Consider the following 19262-nt stretch of genomic DNA (forward strand, 5'->3'; position numbering starts at 1 on the left):
TTCGCCGGACACGCGCGGATGCCTTGGCCTAAGCTGCTCTCAACTGTCACAGCAGTCCGGTCACGTATCAACCCCCCTGCACGGCCCGGCACGGCTCCAGGCGCACCCGAATTCGCCTGGAGTGTCATCGAACGTCCGTTGTGACTCAGGAGAACTGTCCCGATTCCGTCGGGATAGTCATGGATGTCTTCCCCTCACTCCCCTGGGTGATCTGCCGCATACGCATAGTCCGTTCGGGCCATTCAAGATTGGGCCCGAAGGGGGTGTTGTGCTGTCGCCACCTTCCGTAACGTCCTCAACTGGCAGCGGTGAATATGCCGCTGCCGCCGTGGGGGAGCCTCGATTCGGGAGAGGACGGCGCCGGGATGGGCTGGGTAACCGACTGGAGTGCGCAGGCAGCCTGCCGCACTACGGATCCGGATGAACTGTTCGTACAAGGGGCAGCGCAGAACAGAGCCAAGGCGGTGTGCACCGGATGCCCGGTGCGGACGGAGTGCCTGGCGGACGCGCTGGACAATCGCGTCGAATTCGGCGTGTGGGGCGGAATGACGGAGCGGGAGCGCCGCGCACTGCTGCGCAGGCGGCCGACCGTCACGTCCTGGCGCCGGCTGCTGGAGACCGCGCGCAGCGAGTACGAGCGGTCCACGGGCATGCTGCCCGTGGCGATCGGGCTGGAGGACGACGAGCTTCACGAGACGTTCGCCGCCGTCGGATAACCCCGCCCGGTGGTCCGGACCGGATCGTTCCGGACCGGGTCGTTACGGACGAACGGACCCGCGTGGCGATGACGCGCCGAGCTGACGCGTGGCGACGCTGCGCGAGCTGACGCGCGGCAACGATGTGCGCCCCGTACGTCGCCATCGCACGGCGGAGCGGACGGGACGGGGTGGCTACGCAGCTCCGGCCGGGGCGGAACCGGTCGCGAGCCGGTCACCGATGGCCCGCAGTCCCGCGAGGTCGTGGACATCCCCGGGCAGCGCGGCCACGGCGGTCACGGCCACCTCGGGATGCAGTGCGGTGAAACGGTCGCGTGTACGCAGTTCGCGCGCGACCACCTGCATCCGTTCGGCGTGCAGACGCAACAGGCCCGCGGTCAGCTGCTCGACGGTCACATCGGCCGAAGCGTCCGCCGGGGTGCCCGCACGCGGGGCCACGGCGTCGTCGGGGTCGTGTTCCGAGGCATGCTCGGACGGTTCGGGAGAGGCGGCTCCGGTGGTGTTCTCGGTCGGGGCGGAACCGGCCGCGGGGGAGTCGGCGGGCTCACGAAGTCCAGCCTTCCCGGCCCCCTGATCCACAATGCCGTCGCTCTCAAGATTTTCTGCGGCGTCGAGGCGGGCGGCGGCGGCCAGCGCGGCCTCGGCGGAGAGCCGGGCGGCGTCACTGCCGTGCACCCGGTTGAGCACCAGGCCCGCGAGCGGCATGTTCTCCGCCGCCAGCCGTTCCACGAAGTACGCCGCTTCGCGGAGCGCGTCCCGCTCCGGCGTCGCGACGACGAGGAACGCGGTGCCCGGCGCCTGGAGCAGCCGGTACGTCGCGTCGGCGCGGGTGCGGAACCCGCCGAACATCGTGTCCATCGCGGCGACGAAGGTCTGCACATCGCGCAGGAACTGGCCGCCCAGCAGCTTGCCGAGCGTCCCGGTCATCATCGACATGCCCACGTTGAGGAACTTCATTCCGGCCCGGCCGCCCATCTTCGCCGGCGCCATCAGCAGCTTGATGAACTTCCCGTCCAGGAACGAGCCCAGCCGCTTCGGCGCGTCCAGGAAGTCCAGCGCGGACCGGGAGGGCGGGGTGTCGACGATGATCAGGTCCCACTCGTCGCGCGCCCGCAGCTGCCCGAGCTTCTCCATCGCCATGTACTCCTGCGTGCCCGCGAAGCCGGCCGACAGGGACTGGTAGAAGGGGTTCTCCAGGATCGCGCGCGCGCGTTCCCCGTCCGCGTGCGCCTCGACGATCTCGTCGAAGGTCCGCTTCATGTCGAGCATCATGGCGTGCAGTTCGCCGGAGCCCGTGGTCTCGATGCCCTTCACCCGGCGCGGGACGTTGTCCAGGGAGTCGATGCCCATGGACTGCGCGAGCCTGCGGGCCGGGTCGATGGTGAGGACGACGACCTTCCGGCCGCGTTCCGCCGCACGCACCCCGAGCGCCGCCGCGGTCGTCGTCTTCCCGACGCCGCCGGAACCGCAGCACACGACGATCCGGATGGCGGGGTCGTCGAGCAGTGCGTCCGTGTCCAGGGCGGGGGCATCGGCCGCACCGGCCGGCGCGCCCGTGCCGTCGTGCGCGCCCGCGCCCTCGCCCAGGGCGCCGCTCCCGGCGTCCTCGTCCGCCGTCATGAGCCCCCCCCTTGTTCCGCTTCCGCTTCCGGCCCCGCCGCTTCCCCCGCGCCCTGCTTGCGCAGCACCTCAGCCAGTTCGTACAGGGCGGCGGGGTCCACGCCCTCACCGATCAGCGGGAGTTCGTACCCCGGCAGCCCGAGGCCCGCCAGGACGGCGCGCTGCTCGCGTTCCAGTTCCACGCGCTGGGCGTGTTCGGCGGCCTGCTCGACCAGGGGGCGCACGAGCGCGGCCGAACCGGTCACCCCGGCCCGGGTCAGCGTCTTGGCGATCTCCTTGCGCCGGCCGCCCGCGGCGGTGCGCAGCGCCTCCTCGTCGAGCAGGTGCGGACGGACCATGTTGACGACGACGTTGCCCACCGGCAGTTCGGCGGCGCGCAGTTCCGCGATGCCGTCGGCGGTCTCCTGGACGGGCATCTCCTCCAGGAGCGTCACCAGGTGCACCGCGGTCTCGGGGGACTTGAGCACCCGCATCACGGCCTGGGCCTGGTTGTGTATGGGGCCGATCCTGGCCAGCCCCGCCACCTCGTCGTTGACGTTGAGGAAGCGGGTGATGCGGCCGGTCGGCGGGGCGTCCATGATCACGTAGTCGTAGACGAACCGGTTCCGCCGGTCCTTGCGGCGGACCGCCTCGCAGGCCTTGCCGGTCAGCAGGACGTCCCGGACGCCGGGCGCGATCGTGGTGGCGAAGTCGATCGCGCCGAGCTTCTTGAGCGCCCGGCCGGCGCTGCCCAGCTTGTAGAACATCTGGAGGTAGTCGAGGAGGGCGCGCTCCGCGTCGATCGCGAGGGCGTAGACCTCGCCGCCGCCCGGGGCGACGGCGATCTTGCGCTCCTCGTAGGGAAGGGACTCCGTCTCGAAGAGCTGGGCGATGCCCTGTCTGCCCTCGACCTCGACGAGGAGGGTGCGCCTTCCCTCGGTCGCGAGGGCGAGCGCGAGGGCGGCGGCGACCGTGGTCTTACCGGTACCGCCCTTGCCGCTGACGACCTGGAACCTGCTCACGTATTCGAGCCTAACCAGTCCTGCCGCAGGCTACGCACGAGGCTGCGCGTGCCGGGGAACACGCAGGCATTACAGTCGGGCCATGACCAAGTGGGAATACGCGACCGTGCCCCTTCTCGTGCACGCGACCAAGCAGATTCTGGACACCTGGGGCGAGGACGGCTGGGAGCTGGTCCAGGTCGTTCCCGGCCCGAACAACCCCGAGCAGCTCGTGGCGTACCTGAAGCGGGAGAAGCAGTAGTGGCGGGCGCCGTCGAGGCGAAGCTCGCCGAGCTGGGGCTGACCCTGCCGGACGTCGTCCCGCCGCTGGCCTCGTACCAGCCGGCCGTGCGGACCGGGGTGTACGTCTACACCTCGGGCCAGCTGCCGATGGTGGACGGCAAGCTCGCCGTCACCGGCAAGGTCGGCGCCGAGGTCACCCCCGACGAGGCCAAGGAGCTGGCGAAGACCTGCGCGCTCAACGCGCTGGCCGCCGTGAAGTCCGTCGCGGGCGACCTGGACCGGATCGCGCGCGTCGTGAAGGTCGTCGGCTTCGTCGCCTCCGCCACCGACTTCACCGGCCAGCCCGGTGTGATCAACGGGGCGAGCGAGCTGCTCGGCGCGGTGCTGGGCGACAAGGGCGTGCACGCCCGCAGCGCCGTCGGTGTCGCCGTGCTGCCGCTGGACGCGCCCGTCGAGGTCGAGGTCCAGGTCGAGCTGACCGAGGGCTGAGCCGCGTTCCGGACGGTGTCGCGACACCGTCCGGCCCGATCCCGTCCGGTCGTGACGACCCGGGCGGGATCGTCTGTGTACGGGCCTGTGCGGTCATCGTCCGCGTGCGGGGCTTGATCGGATCACCGTCCGCGTGCGGGGCGCGTACGGACCGTCGTCTGTGTACGGGGCATGTACGGAGCCCCGAGCCTCTCGAACATCGTCGCGGTTCCGGATAGCCTCCGGCCATGTCCCAAGGTCAGTGGTACCCACCGGAATGGCCCGAGCGGATCCGGGCCCTCGCCAGCGGCGAACTGACGCCCGCGGTCCCGCGCCGGGCCGCCACCGTGATGCTGCTCCGGGACGGCACCGGGGCGGCCGGGGCCGGGCCCGCCGTCCACATGCTCCGCAGGCGCGCCTCGATGGCCTTCGCGGGCGGGGCGTACGCCTACCCGGGCGGCGGGGTCGATCCGCGCGACGACGACCGGCTGGTCGGCTGGGCCGGGCCCGCCCTGGACGTCTGGGCACAGCGGCTCGGCGTCGCCACGCCCGCCGAGGCGCAGGCCATCGTGTGCGCCGCCGTCCGCGAGACGTACGAGGAGGCGGGTGTCCTGCTTGCCGGGCCCACCGCGGACTCGGTCGTCACGGACACCACCGGCGAGGACTGGGAGGCCGACCGGGGGGCCCTGGTGGCGCGGGAGCTGTCGTTCGCGGAGTTCCTGGAACGGCGCGGGCTCGTGCTGCGCTCGGACCTGCTCGGCGCGTGGGCGCGCTGGATCACCCCGGAGTTCGAACCGCGCCGCTACGACACCTGGTTCTTCGTCGCCGCCCTGCCGTCCGGCCAGCGCACCCGCAACGCCTCGACCGAGGCCGACCGCACGGTGTGGATCGCGCCGGGCGAGGCCGCAGACGGCTACGACCGCGGCGAGCTGCTGATGATGCCTCCGACGGTCGCCACCCTGAGGGCGCTGCGGCCGTACGCCACCGCCGCGCGGGCGCTGGAGGCGGCGCGGGAGCAGGACCTCACCCCCGTTCTCGCGCGGGCGCGTTTCGAGGCGGGCGAACTGGTGCTGAGCTGGCCGGGGCACGACGAGTTCACCAAGCACCTCCCGGCCGGCGGCGCGGAGGGCGGGGCGGCATGAGCGACGCGGCGGCACTGCCCGGACAGCCGCGCGGCGGTGTGCTCTCCGGCCCCGCCACGACCCGTGCGGTCAACGTCCTGGCGCCCAACGCCTCGGCGATGACGCTGGACGGCACCAACACCTGGATCGTCGCGGAACCGGACTCGGACCTCGCGGTCGTCATCGACCCGGGGCCGCTGGACGAGGCCCATCTGCGGGCCGTCGTGGACACGGTCGAGGCGGCGGGCCGGCGCGTCGCGCTGACCCTGCTCACGCATGGGCACCCCGACCACGCGGAGGGGGCGGCGCGGTTCGCGGAGCTGACGCGGACGAAGGTGCGGGCGCTCGATCCGGGGCTGCGGCTGGGCGACGAGGGCCTGGGCGAGGGCGATGTGGTCACCACCGGGGGGCTGGAGCTGCGCGTGGTGCCGACCCCCGGCCACACCGCGGACTCGCTCTCCTTCCATCTGCCCGCCGACCGCGCGGTGCTGACGGGCGACACGATCCTGGGGCGCGGGACGACGCTGGTGGCCCATCCGGACGGGCGGCTCGGTGACTACCTCGACTCGCTGCGGCGGCTGCGCTCGCTGACGGTCGACGACGGGGTGCACACCGTGCTGCCGGGTCACGGACCGGTGCTGGAGGACGCGCAGGGCGCCGTCGAGTTCTATCTGGCCCACCGCGCGCACCGGCTTGCCCAGGTGGAGACGGCGGTGGAGGCCGGGCACGTGACGTCGTCGGACGTGGTGGCGCATGTGTACGCGGACGTGGACCGGTCCCTGTGGCCGGCGGCGGAGCTGTCGGTACGGGCGCAGCTGGACTATCTGCGCGAGCACGGGCTGATCTGACCGGCCGCCCGCGCGTTCGGCGACGACGTACGGGAGAGGGCCCCGCCGGTGTCGGCGGGGCCCTCTCCGTCACGCGTACGAGGACGGGGCGGCGGTCAGCGGGACCGCTTGGCCAGCCGCTCCACGTCGAGCAGGATCACCGCGCGGGCCTCCAGCCGCAGCCAGCCGCGGCCGGCGAAGTCCGCGAGGGCCTTGTTGACCGTCTCGCGGGAGGCGCCGACGAGCTGGGCCAGCTCCTCCTGCGTCAGGTCGTGCACCACGTGGATGCCTTCCTCGGACTGCACGCCGAAGCGGCGCGACAGATCGAGCAGGGCGCGGGCGACCCGGCCGGGCACATCGGAGAAGACCAGGTCGGACATCTGGTCGTTGGTCTTGCGCAGGCGCCGGGCGACGGCGCGCAGCAGGGCGGTGGCCACCTCGGGGCGGGCGTTCAGCCAGGGCTGGAGGTCGCCGTGGCCGAGGCCGAGGAGCTTGACCTCGGTCAGCGCGGTCGCGGTGGCGGTGCGCGGGCCCGGGTCGAAGAGCGACAGCTCACCGATCAGTTCGCCGGGGCCGAGGACCGCCAGCATGTTCTCGCGGCCGTCGGGGGAGGTGCGGTGGAGCTTCACCTTGCCCTCGGTGACCACATAGAGGCGGTCGCCCGGGTCGCCCTCGTGGAACAGCGCGTCGCCGCGCGCGAGGGTCACCTCACTCATCGAGGCGCGGAGCTCCGCGGCCTGCTCGTCATCGAGCGCCGCGAAAAGCGGGGCGCGCCGCAGAACGTCGTCCACGAGTTCTCTCCTTGTCGGCCTGTTCAGGGAACCGTGGTCCCCATCATGCCGGACGGTAAAACAGTGCGATCAATCACAAACCAGTTTGACGCACGCGCGTCCCGGTGTGTGCGGCAGGGGGGCGATCGGGCGTCGTCCGCCGGGTGACCGGGCCGGATGCCCGGGGCGGGCGCGGGGTCGGACCGAGGGGCCCACTCGCCGGTCGGGGACGCCGCGGAGGGGGCCGCCGGGGGACCCGGCGATCGCGATTCCGCTCTGGGCGAACATGCCCTCGGTGAGCGAAAAAGTGCGACGAATGGGCCGATGCGGTGACGCCGTGCGAGCCGGAAGCGGAATCACGCCTTCGGCGCGCATGCGGGGTCCGCCCGGCGGGCCTCGTCGAAAATACCCCCCACCCGTATGCCGTTCTCTCTTGACTCGATACCCCAGGGGGGTATCTACTGCACGTGTTGCCCCACCGGTCGAGGAGCCCGAGGAGTCCGTCATGAACACCGCACTCAAGATCACCGCCTTCACCGCCGGGCTCGCGGCGGTCTTCGGCGCCTCGTACGGCATCGGCCACGCCACCGGCGGACCGGCGGAGGGCACGGCCACGTCGTCCGCCGCCCACGCCGGGCACGCGTCCGCCTCCCCCTCGCAATCGGCCGCCGAGCGCGGTGCGGCGGACGCGCCGCCCGGCGGGCTCCAGATCTCCGAACGCGGCTACACGCTCAGCCTCGACGACCCGTACGAGACCGCCAGCACCCGCACCGGCCTGCGGTTCCGGATCCTCGGGGCGGACGGCAAGCCCGTCACCTCCTACCGGACCGAGCACGGCAAGGAACTGCACCTGATCGTCGCCCCGCGCGACCTCTCCACGTTCCAGCACCTGCACCCCACCCGGGCAGCCGACGGCACCTGGAGCACCTCGGCCGCGCTGCCCGCCGCCGGCGCGTACCGCGTCTTCGCGGACTTCACCCCGGCCGGTTCCCCGGGGAACCTCACCCTCGGAGCCGATCTGCACGCGGCGGGCGCCCTGCGACCGGCCCCGTTGGCCGCGACGGGCCGCACGGTCACGGTCGACGGCTACCGCCTCACCCTGTCCGGTGATCTGACGCCGGGCCGGGCCACCCGGCTCACCCTCGCGGTGACGAAGGGCGGCAAGCCGGTCACCGACCTCCAGCCCTACCTCGGGTCCTACGGCCATCTGGTGGCCCTGCGGGCCGGCGACCTCGCCTACCTCCACGTCCACCCGGACGGCGAGCCGGGCGACGGCGTCACGTCATCCGGCCCGGACATCGCCTTCACCACCACCGCGCCGAGCCCGGGCACGTACCGCCTCTTCCTGGACTTCCGGCACGGCGGAACGGTCCGCACCGCCGCGTTCACGCTCTCCGCCACCGGCACCGGTCCGGCCGCCGGAGCGTCCACCCCGTCCTCCGCCGCTCCGTCCCCGGAGCACGGCGGCGCACACAAGCACTGACCTCATCCACCCCTCCAGTCGCAGGAGTTCACGGTCATGTCCGATCTTCCCGCGCCCGCGTCCCCGAGACGCTGGACGGCGCTCGCCCTCATCGCCCTCGCCCAGTTCATGGTGATCATGGACACCTCGATCATCGGGGTCGCCCTCCCCGAGATGCAGTCGGCGCTCGGCTTCTCCCAGGAGGACCTGTCCTGGGTCTTCAACGCCTATGTCGTGGCCTTCGGCGGACTGCTGCTGCTCGGCGGCAAGCTGTCCGACGTCTTCGGCCCCAGACGGCTGTTCCTCACCGGCTGGGTGGTCCTGGCCGCCGGCTCGGCGCTCGCCGGGCTGGCCGACGAGGCATGGACCGAGCTCACCGGCCGGGCCGTCCAGGGCGCCGGCTCCGCGCTGATCGCCCCCGCGGCGCTCACCCTGCTGATGACCCTGTTCGGCGGACGCCCTAAGGAACTCACCAAGGCGTTCGCCCTGTACGGGGCCGCCGCACCGGCCGGCGGTACCGCCGGCGTCTTCCTCGGCGGCCTGATCACGCAGTACGCCAGCTGGGAGTGGGTCTTCTGGATCAACATCCCCGTCGCCCTCGGCGTCCTGCTCGCGACTCCGGGCGTCATGCCGGGCGGCGCCGCCCGGCGCGGCTCGGTGGACTGGCTGGGCGCGGTCACCGTCACCCTCGGCCTGGCCGTCTCCGTCTACGCCGTCGTCCGGGCCCCGGAGACCGGCTGGGACGCGGCCCGCACCTGGCTGGTGCTGGGCGCGGGGCTTCTGCTGATCGCCGCGTTCGTCGGGCTCCAGGCCCGCCGCCGCGCACCGCTGATGCGGCTCGGCATCTGGCGCAGCCCGAACCTGGCCGGAGCCAACCTCGCCCAGTTGCTGATGGCCGCCGCGTGGATCCCGATGTGGTTCTTCCTGAACCTCTACCTCCAGCAGGTACTGGGCCTCGAAGCCTTCGCCTCGGGCGCCGCGCTGCTGCCGATGACCGCCGCCATCATGCTGATGATGATCGTGCTCGCACCCCGGCTGATCGCCCGCTTCGGCCCCAAGCCGCTCATCGTGACCGGTCTGCTGGCCCTGGCGGCCGGGATGGTCTGGCTCTCGTTCGTCCGGCCCGACGGCAGCTTCGCCGTGGACGTCCTGCCCGCCTCGCTGCTCGCCGCGGTCGGCATGTCGCTCGCCTTCATCCCGTCGCTGGGCACCGCGCTCGCCATCCCCGACCCGGCCGAGGGCGGCCTCGCCTCCGGCATCGTCAACACCAGCTACCAGGTCGGATCGGCGCTCGGACTGGCCGCGATGACCGCGGTCGCCGCCGCCAACGGCGCCGGCCGGCTCGACGATCCGCAGGCGCTGACGGACGGCTTCTCCGCCGCCTTCCTGGGCGCGGCGCTGCTCGCCCTGGCGGGAGCCCTCGTCTCCCTCCTCACCCTGCGGACCCCGGCCCCGGCCGCCGACGCCCCGCCCGCCGGCGAACCCGCCCCTCTCGGGTGATCCCGCACCTTCGGTTGACCCCGCCGACCCCGGAAGGCCGGCCCGTACGCCAACGGGCCGGCGTTCCGGCCTGCGTGTCCCGGTGGCGCGCGCCCTGTCCGTCCGCGTACCGGCCCCGTCGGCTCGCCCGTCCGGCGTAGCCTTCGCTCATGGCAGAGAGCAAGGTCCGTAAGGCCGCGGGCTCGGGCGAACCGGCGACGAAGAAGACGGCGGCCAAGAAGACAGTGGCCAAGAAGACAGCGGCCAAGAAGACAGTGGCCAAGAAGGCGGCGGCCCGGAAGGCGGCGGCCGCCGGGAAGAGCGCCGTCGCGGCGGCGGGCGTCAAGCCGTGGAAGGCGGAGACGCGCCTGGCGATGGTGCGGCGGGCGCGGAAGATCAACCGTGTCCTGGCGGAGACGTATCCGTACGCGCACCCCGAGCTGGACTTCGAGAACCCGTTCGAGCTGCTGGTGGCCACCGTGCTGTCCGCGCAGACGACCGACCTGCGGGTGAACCAGACGACCCCGGCCCTCTTCGCGAAGTACCCGACTCCGGAGGACATGGCCATGGCCGTGCCCGAGGAGATGGAGGAGATCATCCGGCCGACCGGGTTCTTCCGGGCCAAGACCAAGTCGCTGATAGGGCTCGCCACGGCGCTCCGGGACCGTTTCGACGGTGAGGTGCCGGGAAGGCTGGCCGACCTCGTGACCCTGCCCGGAGTGGGCCGCAAGACCGCCAACGTCGTGCTCGGCAACGCATTCGACGTCCCCGGTTTGACTGTGGACACGCACTTCGGGCGGCTCGTCCGGCGCTGGAAGTGGACCGATCAGGAGGACCCCGAGAAGGTCGAGGCGGACGTCGCGGCGATCTTCCCCAAGAGCGAGTGGACGATGCTCTCGCACCGCATCATCTTCCACGGCCGCCGCGTCTGCCACGCCCGCAGACCCGCCTGCGGCGCCTGCCCGGTCGCCCCGCTCTGCCCGGCGTACGGGGAGGGCGAGACGGATCCCGAGAAGGCCCGGAAGCTCCTGAAGTACGAGATGGGCGGCCGGCCGGGACAGCGGCTGAAGCCGCCGGCGCACTACCCGGGCGCGCCCGCGCCCGGCCCGGACGGCGACTGAGACGCCGCGCCGTCCAGGAACGAAACGCGTGACGACAGGCGTTGTGAGACGAGGGGTGCCTATGAAGACGCATGAACACCGCACGGACGCGGACGAGGAGACCACGGCGGCCCGGACGGCCGCCGGTGCTCCCGCGCCCGGTTCGTCTCCCGCGCCTGACACCGCCGCCGCGATAGAAGCCGCCATCGACGTCACGACGGACGGCCTCCCCGGCTGGCTGGCCCCCGTCGAGCAGGCGGCGCGGACCGTCCGGCCCCAGCAGCTCAGCCGTTTCCTGCCGCCCGAGAGCGGCGCGGGCCGGCAGTCCGCCGTGCTGGTCCTGTTCGGCGAGGGTGCGAGCGGGCCGGAGCTGCTGCTCATGGAGCGCGCGGGCAGTCTGCGCTCGCACCCCGGGCAGCCCTCCTTCCCCGGCGGCTCCCTGGACCCCGGCGACGGCGACCCGGCAACGACCGGACCGCTGCGTGCGGCGCTGCGCGAGGCCGAGGAGGAGACGGGGCTCGATCCGCGCGGGGTGCAGCTCTTCGGGGTGCTGCCCCGTCTCTACATCCCCGTGAGCGGCTTCGTGGTGACGCCCGTGCTCGGCTGGTGGCGCACGCCCAGCCCGGTCGGCGTCGTCGATCCCGGTGAGACCGCCCGGGTCTTCACCGTGCCCGTGGCGGATCTCACGGATCCGGCCAATCGGGTGACGACCCTTCACCCCAGCGGTCATCGGGGACCGGCATTTCTGGTCGAATCCGCACTCGTATGGGGGTTCACGGCCGGGGTGATCGACCGGATTCTGCACTTCGCGGGGTGGGAGCGCCCCTGGGACAGGGCCAAGCAGGTGCCGCTCGACTGGCGCGCATGACAGGCTGACTCCCGTGCCCCGCCGCTCCGGGCCCGTCCCGGCCACGGGGACACGTATGCGCCCGGTGACGAATCTGCGAGGCAATAGACGGTGAACGTGCTGGACATCCTGCTGCTGGCCGGAGCCGTGTGGTTCGCGGTCATCGGTTACCGCCAGGGGTTCGTCGTCGGCATTCTGTCGGTGATCGGGTTCCTGGGCGGCGGTCTCGTCGCCGTCTATCTGCTGCCGGTCCTGTGGGACCAGCTCACGGACGGCTCGGAGGTCTCGTCGAGCGCCGCGATCGCCGCCGTCGTCATCGTCATCGTGTGCGCCTCGGTGGGACAAGCCTTCACCACTCACCTCGGCAACAAGCTCCGCCGCTACATCACCTGGTCGCCCGCGCGCGCCCTCGACGCGACGGGCGGCGCCCTGGTCAACGTCGTCGCGATGCTGCTGGTGGCCTGGCTGATTGGCTCCGCGCTGGCCGGAACCTCCCTGCCGACGCTCGGCAAGGAAGTCCGCAACTCCTCCGTGCTGCTCGGGATCTCCCGGGTGATGCCGCCTCAGGCGTCCACCTGGTTCACGGACTTCTCCTCGGTCCTCGCGCAGAACGGCTTCCCGCAGGTCTTCAGCCCCTTCGCCAACGAGCCGATCACGGAGGTGCGCGCCCCCGACCCGGCGCTGGTCAACAGCCCCGTCGTGGCCCGCGCCAAACGGTCCATCGTCAAGGTCGTCGGTACGGCCCCGGGCTGCGGCAAGGTCCTCGAAGGCACCGGTTTCGTCTTCGCGGACCGCCGGGTCATGACCAACGCCCATGTCGTCGGCGGCGTCGACGAGCCGACCGTGCAGATCGGCGGCCAGGGACGGTTGTACGACGCGAAGGTCGTCCTCTACGACTGGCGGCGCGACATCGCCGTGCTCGACGTACCGGACCTCGACGCCACCCCGCTCCGCTTCACCGACACCGACCACGACGCCGCCACCGGCAACAGCGCGATCGTCGCGGGCTTCCCGGAGAACGGCTCGTACGACGTGCGCTCGGCCCGGGTCCGGGCCCGCATCGACGCGTCCGGGCCCGACATCTACCACCGGGGCACCGTCCGCCGCGATGTGTACTCCCTCTACACGACGGTCCGTCAGGGCAACTCCGGCGGCCCCCTGCTGACCCCGGACGGCAAGGTGTACGGCGTCGTCTTCGCCAAGTCGCTCGACGACCCCGACACCGGTTACGCCCTCACCGCCGACGAGATCCGCGAGGACATCGCACAGGGCCGCACCGCCAACCAGCAGGTCGACAGCCAGGGGTGCGCGCTCTAGGGGATATCGGGTGGCTCAAGGGGCCGGGGCGGCCCGTGGGATCAGCCCCGTGGGTGGCGGAGCCGGGCGGAGACCCAGCGGGCCCGGCGGCGGAGGATGCGCGGAATGCCGAGCCGGGGATCATGCAGAACATGCAAAGTGTGCACCCGGCCCGGAGGGCCGTCCCCCTCATGAGTGCCCGTAACCGCCGTGGCGGTCGAGCGACGATTGCGTGCTGCGTCACCGAAGTCGTGCGTCCAGCCCATACCCGGACGTCTGCCCGGGGCTCATGGTCGGTAACCCCCCATCCGCCAGCCAATTGGCCTATGCGCCGGGCACGTGGCTGTTCGTAGGACACGTGTGCGCCACGGTCAGCGGTCGGGCTCGGAATCCTTGAGCCAGTTGATGAGTTCGGCCGAGAATCCGGCCGGGTCCTCCTCATGGGGGAAGTGCCCCAGACCGTCGAAAAGTCGCCACCTGTACGGCGCTTCGACGTACTCGCCGGATCCCGCCGAACTGCGGGTGCGGACCGCCGGATCCAGCGAACCGTGCAGATGCAGCGTCGGCACCCGCACCGGCCGCTTCATCCGCCGGTTGAACTGGAAGCCGTCCGGACGCGCCAGGGAGCGCACCATCCAGCGGTACGGCTCGATCGAGCAGTGCGCGGTCGACGGAATCGTCATCGCACGCCGATAGACGTCGAGGGCCGCCTCGTCGGGGAAGTGGGCTGTGCCCGGCCCCGCCCAGTCGCGGATCAGCCGGCCGACCAGCGCGGCGTCGTCCGCCACGAGCTGACGCTCCGGCACCCAGGGGCGCTGGAACCCCCAGATGTACGAGCCGGCCCGGGTCTGGGCGACGTCCGAGAGCATCGAGGAGCGCCAGCGCCTGGGGTGCGGCATCGAGGAGACCACCAGACGGCGGACCAGCTTGGGGCGCATGACGGCGGCCGTCCAGGCCAGATAGCCGCCCATGTCGTGGCCGACGAGGGCCGCGTCCGGCTCTCCGAGCGAACGGACGACGCCGGTGATGTCGAGGGCCAGGTTGGCGGGGTCGTAACCGCGCGGCGTGCGGTCGCTGCCGCCGACCCCGCGCAGGTCCATCGCCACGGCCCGGAACCCCGCGTCGGCGAGGGCGGGGAGCTGATGGCGCCAGGTCCACCAGAACTGCGGGAAGCCGTGCAGGAAGAGAACCAGCGGCCCTTCACCCATTTCGGCGATGTGGAAGCGTGCGCCGTTGGCCGCGACGTCCCGGTGCGTCCAGGGACCGTCGATGCGCACGGGGCCGCCGGCCGCGCCCGCAGGGGCCGGAGAGCCACCGGGGGCGGGGGCGGGGAGCGGTACGGGGGCGGGGGCCGCCGCTGCGGGCTTCCCGTGACCCGCCGCCCGACCGTCCGGGTCCATGGGGCCGGACGCGCTGGAATGGGGGACCGTCATGGGGTCGAGCGTGCCACAGCCGACGCCTTGTCCTGGACCGGGTGGTTCTCGATGGCCTTGTCCGACCGCGTGCTGCCGGCCGCCGGGAGGATGGCGTCGGCGCCCACGCCCGGACGGGGGTGCGGCTTGACGCCCTGGAGCACGGCCGCCGTCTGCTTGGCCGAGGCGATGGACTTCTCCGGCGGCTTGACCTTGCGGAACTTGGCGTAGCCGAAGAGCGCCAGCAGAATCCCCAGCAGGATGAACGCGCCGCCCACGATCAGGAACGACCAGGCCAGGCCCAGCCCCAGATTGTGGATCCCGTACGCGGCCGCGAAGCTCAGCACCGGGATGGAGAAGAGGATCAGCACACCGGTGACGAGGAACGCCACGCTGCCCATGACGCCGCGCTTGACGTCCTGTCGCACCTCGGCCTTGGCCAGGGCGATCTCGTCGTGCACCAGTGCCGACAGCTCGGCCGTCGCCGAGGCGACGAGCTGACCGAGACTGCGATCGGTGCCGCCCGCGAAATTGCCGGGGTCGCTCATCCCTGACTCCCTCTCCTGTTCAACACATCCGATGTCAGATCATGCCGGACTGTCCGGCTTGTTGCTCGCTGCCCCCGCCACTTCGGCAAGGCGGCGGTGCTCGGCAGCCTTCTTCTCGTAGAGCGCGGCCATCCGCAGGTGGTACTCCGGATCGTCCTGCTCGTAGACGTCGGGTACCCCGGACGCGTCCTCGTCGAGCTCCTCGGCGTCGTACAGCTCCCGGTATCTGCGTACCCGAAGTTTGAGCAGTACACCGGAGACTACGGCGGCGATGAGCGAGCCGATCAGCACCGAGGCCTTGATCTCGTTGATCATGTCGTCGTCGCCGGCGAAGGCCAGCTCGCCGATCAGCAGGGAGACGGTGAAGCCGATCCCGGCGAGCGAGGCGACGGCGAAGACGTCCGCCCAGGCCAGCTCCTTGTTCAGCTCCGCCCTGGTGAACCGGGTGGTCAGCCATGTGCCGCCGAAGATGCCCACCGCCTTGCCGACGACCAGACCGAGCACCACACCGAGCGTCTCCGGCCGGTGGAACACTCCGCCCAGCGCGCCGCCGGAGAGGGAGACCCCGGCCGAGAACAAAGCGAACAGCGGCACGGCGAGCCCCGCCGAGAGCGGGCGGACCAGGTGCTCGATGCGCTCACCGGGCGACTCCCGCTCGCCCTCGCGGCGGGTGCAGCGCAGCATCAGCCCCATGGCGACGCCCGCGATCGTGGCGTGGACGCCGCTGTTGTACATCAGCCCCCAGATCACCACGGCGAGCGGGACGTACACGTACCAGCCGCGCACGCCCAGCCGCAGCAGGAGCCAGAAGACCGCCAGACCGGCGACGGCCCCGATCAGCGCCAGGAAGTTGATGTCCTCCGTGAAGAACACCGCGATGATCAGGATCGCGAAGAGGTCGTCCACCACGGCGAGCGTCAGCAGGAAGGCACGCAGCGCGGACGGCAGCGAGGTGCCGATGACGGCGAGCACGGCCAGCGCGAAGGCGATGTCGGTGGCCGTGGGGACGGCCCAGCCGTCCATGGACCCGCCGCCCACCGCGTTCACCAGCGCGTAGACGAGGGCGGGCACGGCCATCCCGCACAGCGCGGCCACGACCGGGAGCGCGGCGGCCCGGGGGTCGCGCAGTTCCCCCGCGACCAGTTCGCGCTTGAGCTCGACGCCCGCGACGAAGAAGAAGACCGAGAGCAGCCCGTCGGCCGCCCAATGCGCCACGGAGAGATCGAGGCCGAGCGGGGCGGGGCCGAAGTGGAAGTGGCTGACGGACGAGTAGCTCGATCCGAAGGTGTTCGCCCAGATCAGTGCGGTCACGGCGGCGACCAGCAGGATCATCCCGCCGACCGTCTCCGTGCGCAGGGCCTCGGCGAGATAGTTCCGCTCGGGAAGCGGAAGAAGACCGAGAACGGTGCGACGGGGGGAGGGGGGTGTGGGGGTGGGCGTGGCCACGGGGTGGAACCTCCGGGTCGGGATGGCAGCGACGGCACGGCTGATGCACTTGCCGACCAGACTTCCCGGCACACCCTGTGGAGATTTCTTATCGTTTTATTGATCAGCTGCCACTGTACCCGGGGTGCGCGGGGCTGTGACCGGTGAGTTTCACCCTAGACGCCGGAAGGGCATCCGGCGCGTCGCCGGATGCCCTTCCGCAGGCTGTGCGCGGTCTCAGTCCTCCGAGGGGGCCGAGGGCAGCTGGCTCTGGATCAGGTCCATGACGGAGGAGTCCGTCAGGGTGGTGACGTCACCCAGGGCCCGGTTCTCCGCGACGTCGCGGAGCAGACGGCGCATGATCTTGCCGGAGCGGGTCTTCGGCAGCTCCGCCACCGGCATGATGCGCTTCGGCTTGGCGATCGGGCCGAGCGTCGCGCCGACGTGGTTGCGCAGCTCCGCGATCAGCTCGTCGGAGGCGGACGCGGAACCCCGCAGGATCACGAACGCGACGATGGCCTGACCGGTCGTCTCGTCGGCGGCGCCGACCACGGCGGCCTCGGCGACCGACGGGTGCGAGACGAGCGCCGACTCGACCTCGGTGGTCGAGATGTTGTGACCGGAGACGAGCATGACGTCGTCGACCCGGCCGAGCAGCCAGACGTCGCCGTCCTCGTCCTTCTTCGCGCCGTCGCCCGCGAAGTACTTGCCCTCGAAACGCGACCAGTACGTGTCGAGGAAGCGCTGGTCGTCGCCCCAGATGGTGCGCAGCATCGACGGCCACGGCTCGGTGAGGACGAGGTAGCCGCCCCCGCCGTTCGGAACCTCGTTGGCCTCGTCGTCGACGACGGTGGCGGAGATGCCCGGCAGGGCGCGCTGGGCGCTTCCCGGCTTGGTCTCCGTGACGCCGGGCAGCGGCGAGATCATCATCGCGCCCGTCTCGGTCTGCCACCAGGTGTCCACGATCGGGCACCTGTCGGCGCCGATGTGCTTCCGGTACCACATCCAGGCCTCGGGGTTGATCGGCTCGCCGACCGACCCGAGCACGCGCAGCGACGACAGGTCGAACTTGGCGGGGATGTCGTCGCCCCACTTCATGAACGTACGGATCGCCGTCGGCGCCGTGTACAGGATCGTGACCCCGTACTTCTGGACGATCTCCCAGAAACGCCCCTGGTGCGGCGAGTCGGGCGTGCCCTCGTACATGACCTGGGTCGCGCCGTTGGCCAGCGGGCCGTAGACGATGTACGAGTGGCCGGTCACCCAGCCGATGTCCGCGGTGCACCAGTAGACGTCGGTCTCCGGCTTGAGGTCGAAGACCGCGTGGTGCGTGTAAGCCGCCTGCGTGAGGTAGCCGCCGGAGGTGTGCAGGATGCCCTTCGGCTTCCCGGTGGTGCCCGAGGTGTACAGGATGAAGAGCGGCTGCTCGGCCTCGAACGCCTCGGGGGTGTGCTCGGCGGACTGGCGGCCGGTGATCTCGTGCCACCAGATGTCGCGGCCCTCGGTCCACGCCGTGTCCTGGCCCGTGCGCCGCACGACGAGAACGTGCTCGACGCCCTCGATGCGGGAGACGGCCTCGTCGACCGCCGGCTTGAGCGCGGACGGCTTGCCGCGGCGGTAGCCGCCGTCGGCGGTGATGACGACCTTGGCGTCGGCGTCCTGGATACGGGCCGCGATGGCGTCGGCGGAGAAGCCGCCGAAGACGACCGAGTGCGCGGCGCCGATGCGGGCGCAGGCCAGCATGGCCACGGCGGCTTCGGGGATCATCGGCAGGTAGACCGCGACCCGGTCGCCCTTGCCGACACCCAGCTCGGTGAGGGCGTTCGCGGCGCGGGAGACCTCGTCCTTCAGCTCCGCGTAGGTGATGGCCCGGCTGTCGCCGGGCTCGCCCTCGAAGTGGATGGCGACGCGGTCGCCGTTCCCGGCCTCGACGTGGCGGTCCACGCAGTTGTACGCGACGTTCAGCTCGCCGTCCGCGAACCACTTCGCGAACGGGGGGTTGCTCCAGTCGAGCGTCTCGGTCGGCTCGGTGGTCCAGGTCAGGCGGCGGGCCTGCTCGGCCCAGAAGCCCAGCCGGTCCGCCTTGGCCTGCTCGTACGCCTCCGCGGTGACGTTGGCGTTCGCGGCCAGATCGGCAGGCGGTGCGAACCGCCGCTCCTCTTTGAGCAGATTGGAGAGGGAAGGAGGTTCGTGGGCTGTCATCAGGCACCGTCCCTAGTGGTGTAGACCATTACGCTCCGTCGATTCTCTGGCGGGTGCGTAGGCAGGTCAACCCCCGCCAGAGTGCACCGCCCACTAAAACGCACGGGGCCCCTGAACGAAACGTTCAGGGGCCCTCGCGACTCGGTGGCCCGGCTCGCGACCCGCCACCGAGGTCTGCAGTGAAACATGATCTTCCATGATCACTCAATATACGGTTCTCTGTAACGACAAAACGATCATGGCTCGCCAGCTTGGATAAGTGCGCACCGACCCGTCCGCCGAGCAGCTCGCCTACCGGCGACGCGTCGGCGACCAGATCCGCCACGCGCGCCAGCTGGCGAACGTGACGCAGCAAGAGCTTGCCGAGCGGGCGGGCCTCGAGAAGCAGACGATCTCACTCATCGAGAACGGCCACTCCAGCCCGCTGCTGGACACACTCTGGCGCCTCGCGCGAGCCCTCGGGGCGACCGTCCCCGACCTCGTTCGGGAGTAGGCCCCGCCCACAGCCAGATGGGGTGTCGGTGGGGCGGCTGCGGGCGGGGTGTTCAGAGGCGTGGGGCCGGGGACCGGGGCCCTGTTCGCGGCTGGTGGCACAGCTCGCGATGCACGTAGATCGTGGTGCCGCCGGTCGACGGACCGTGCACGATGATCTCCTCGCCGTCGCCGGGCGGGATCGGCTTGCCGCACCGGTCGCAGATCATCGGGCCAGCCGCCAGGCCCTGCCGAGATGTGCAGCCGTGGCGCAC

Annotated in this window: 19 protein-coding genes; 11 read left to right on the forward strand and 8 right to left on the reverse strand. The window is 71.6% G+C overall.

The window, feature by feature from the left end:
• Positions 1–365 precede the first annotated feature (365 nt).
• Positions 366–716 carry a WhiB family transcriptional regulator gene (locus ACWCXC_RS16890; protein WP_383648815.1) on the forward strand — a complete coding sequence of 117 codons (351 nt, stop codon included), beginning with the start codon at positions 366–368 and terminating at the stop codon, positions 714–716.
• Between the two features lie 174 nt (positions 717–890).
• On the opposite strand, the gene ACWCXC_RS16895 is transcribed toward ACWCXC_RS16890, so the two are convergent.
• Both ACWCXC_RS16895 and ACWCXC_RS16900 read right to left on the reverse strand, forming a co-directional pair.
• Positions 891–2336: an ArsA family ATPase gene (locus ACWCXC_RS16895; protein WP_450889475.1), complete on the reverse strand. Its 1446-nt coding sequence runs from the start codon at positions 2334–2336 to the stop codon at positions 891–893.
• A complete protein-coding gene (locus ACWCXC_RS16900; RefSeq protein ID WP_450889477.1) occupies positions 2333–3337 on the reverse strand; it encodes an ArsA family ATPase in 1005 nt (334 codons plus the stop codon). Before ACWCXC_RS16900 ends, ACWCXC_RS16895 begins: the two co-directional genes overlap by 4 nt.
• Positions 3338–3419: 82 nt before the next feature.
• Between ACWCXC_RS16900 and ACWCXC_RS16905 the strand changes: the two genes are divergently transcribed.
• From ACWCXC_RS16905 to ACWCXC_RS16920, 4 genes are all read left to right on the forward strand, one after another.
• Positions 3420–3578, forward strand: a complete 159-nt coding sequence (locus ACWCXC_RS16905) for a DUF4177 domain-containing protein (RefSeq protein WP_003991873.1) — start codon at positions 3420–3422, stop codon at positions 3576–3578.
• Positions 3578–4048, forward strand: coding sequence for a RidA family protein (locus ACWCXC_RS16910; protein ID WP_450684059.1), 471 nt, complete (start codon positions 3578–3580; stop codon positions 4046–4048). Before ACWCXC_RS16905 ends, ACWCXC_RS16910 begins: the two co-directional genes overlap by 1 nt.
• Before the next feature lie 227 nt (positions 4049–4275).
• Entirely contained in the window at positions 4276–5169 is an 894-nt protein-coding gene (locus tag ACWCXC_RS16915; RefSeq protein ID WP_450684060.1) for an NUDIX hydrolase, read from the forward strand.
• Complete coding sequence (locus tag ACWCXC_RS16920; RefSeq protein ID WP_450889480.1) at positions 5166–5996, forward strand: MBL fold metallo-hydrolase; 831 nt, start codon at positions 5166–5168, stop codon at positions 5994–5996. The genes ACWCXC_RS16915 and ACWCXC_RS16920 overlap by 4 nt, the downstream gene beginning before the upstream one ends.
• A 95-nt stretch (positions 5997–6091) precedes the next feature.
• Here the strand turns inward: ACWCXC_RS16920 and ACWCXC_RS16925 are convergent, their stop codons facing one another.
• Positions 6092–6766, reverse strand: coding sequence for a Crp/Fnr family transcriptional regulator (locus tag ACWCXC_RS16925; RefSeq protein ID WP_014046869.1), 675 nt, complete (start codon positions 6764–6766; stop codon positions 6092–6094).
• A 484-nt stretch (positions 6767–7250) separates the two neighbouring features.
• On the opposite strand from ACWCXC_RS16925, the gene ACWCXC_RS16930 reads away from it, so the two are divergent.
• The 5 genes from ACWCXC_RS16930 (at position 7251) to ACWCXC_RS16950 (ending at position 12950) form a co-directional block, all read left to right on the forward strand.
• A complete protein-coding gene (locus ACWCXC_RS16930; RefSeq protein WP_450889482.1) occupies positions 7251–8228 on the forward strand; it encodes a hypothetical protein in 978 nt (325 codons plus the stop codon).
• A 36-nt stretch (positions 8229–8264) separates the two neighbouring features.
• Positions 8265–9707 carry an MFS transporter gene (locus ACWCXC_RS16935; protein WP_450889484.1) on the forward strand — a complete coding sequence of 481 codons (1443 nt, stop codon included), beginning with the start codon at positions 8265–8267 and terminating at the stop codon, positions 9705–9707.
• Positions 9708–9856: 149 nt separating this feature from the next.
• Positions 9857–10807, forward strand: a complete 951-nt coding sequence (gene nth / locus ACWCXC_RS16940; protein WP_450889486.1) for an endonuclease III — start codon at positions 9857–9859, stop codon at positions 10805–10807.
• A gap of 61 nt (positions 10808–10868) precedes the next feature.
• Positions 10869–11654: an NUDIX hydrolase gene (locus tag ACWCXC_RS16945; RefSeq protein ID WP_450889488.1), complete on the forward strand. Its 786-nt coding sequence runs from the start codon at positions 10869–10871 to the stop codon at positions 11652–11654.
• Positions 11655–11744: 90 nt separating this feature from the next.
• Positions 11745–12950, forward strand: coding sequence for a MarP family serine protease (locus tag ACWCXC_RS16950; RefSeq protein WP_450684066.1), 1206 nt, complete (start codon positions 11745–11747; stop codon positions 12948–12950).
• 41 nt (positions 12951–12991) lie between these two features.
• Here the strand turns inward: ACWCXC_RS16950 and ACWCXC_RS16955 are convergent, their stop codons facing one another.
• From ACWCXC_RS16955 to acs, 5 genes are all read right to left on the reverse strand, one after another.
• Complete coding sequence (locus ACWCXC_RS16955; protein WP_450684067.1) at positions 12992–13195, reverse strand: hypothetical protein; 204 nt, start codon at positions 13193–13195, stop codon at positions 12992–12994.
• Positions 13196–13300: 105 nt separating this feature from the next.
• A complete protein-coding gene (locus ACWCXC_RS16960; RefSeq protein ID WP_450684068.1) occupies positions 13301–14362 on the reverse strand; it encodes an alpha/beta fold hydrolase in 1062 nt (353 codons plus the stop codon).
• Positions 14359–14889 (reverse strand): phage holin family protein, encoded by a 531-nt coding sequence (locus ACWCXC_RS16965; RefSeq protein ID WP_450684069.1) that lies wholly within the window; start codon positions 14887–14889, stop codon positions 14359–14361. Before ACWCXC_RS16965 ends, ACWCXC_RS16960 begins: the two co-directional genes overlap by 4 nt.
• A gap of 39 nt (positions 14890–14928) precedes the next feature.
• Positions 14929–16335, reverse strand: a complete 1407-nt coding sequence (gene nhaA / locus ACWCXC_RS16970; RefSeq protein WP_450889491.1) for a Na+/H+ antiporter NhaA — start codon at positions 16333–16335, stop codon at positions 14929–14931.
• Positions 16336–16551: 216 nt separating this feature from the next.
• Positions 16552–18516 carry an acetate--CoA ligase gene (gene acs, locus ACWCXC_RS16975; RefSeq protein WP_450889493.1) on the reverse strand — a complete coding sequence of 655 codons (1965 nt, stop codon included), beginning with the start codon at positions 18514–18516 and terminating at the stop codon, positions 16552–16554.
• 259 nt (positions 18517–18775) lie between these two features.
• Between acs and ACWCXC_RS16980 the strand changes: the two genes are divergently transcribed.
• Positions 18776–19009 carry a helix-turn-helix domain-containing protein gene (locus ACWCXC_RS16980; RefSeq protein WP_450889495.1) on the forward strand — a complete coding sequence of 78 codons (234 nt, stop codon included), beginning with the start codon at positions 18776–18778 and terminating at the stop codon, positions 19007–19009.
• Positions 19010–19262 lie beyond the last annotated feature (253 nt).

It is taken from the genome of Streptomyces sp. NPDC001515 (assembly GCF_053597115.1).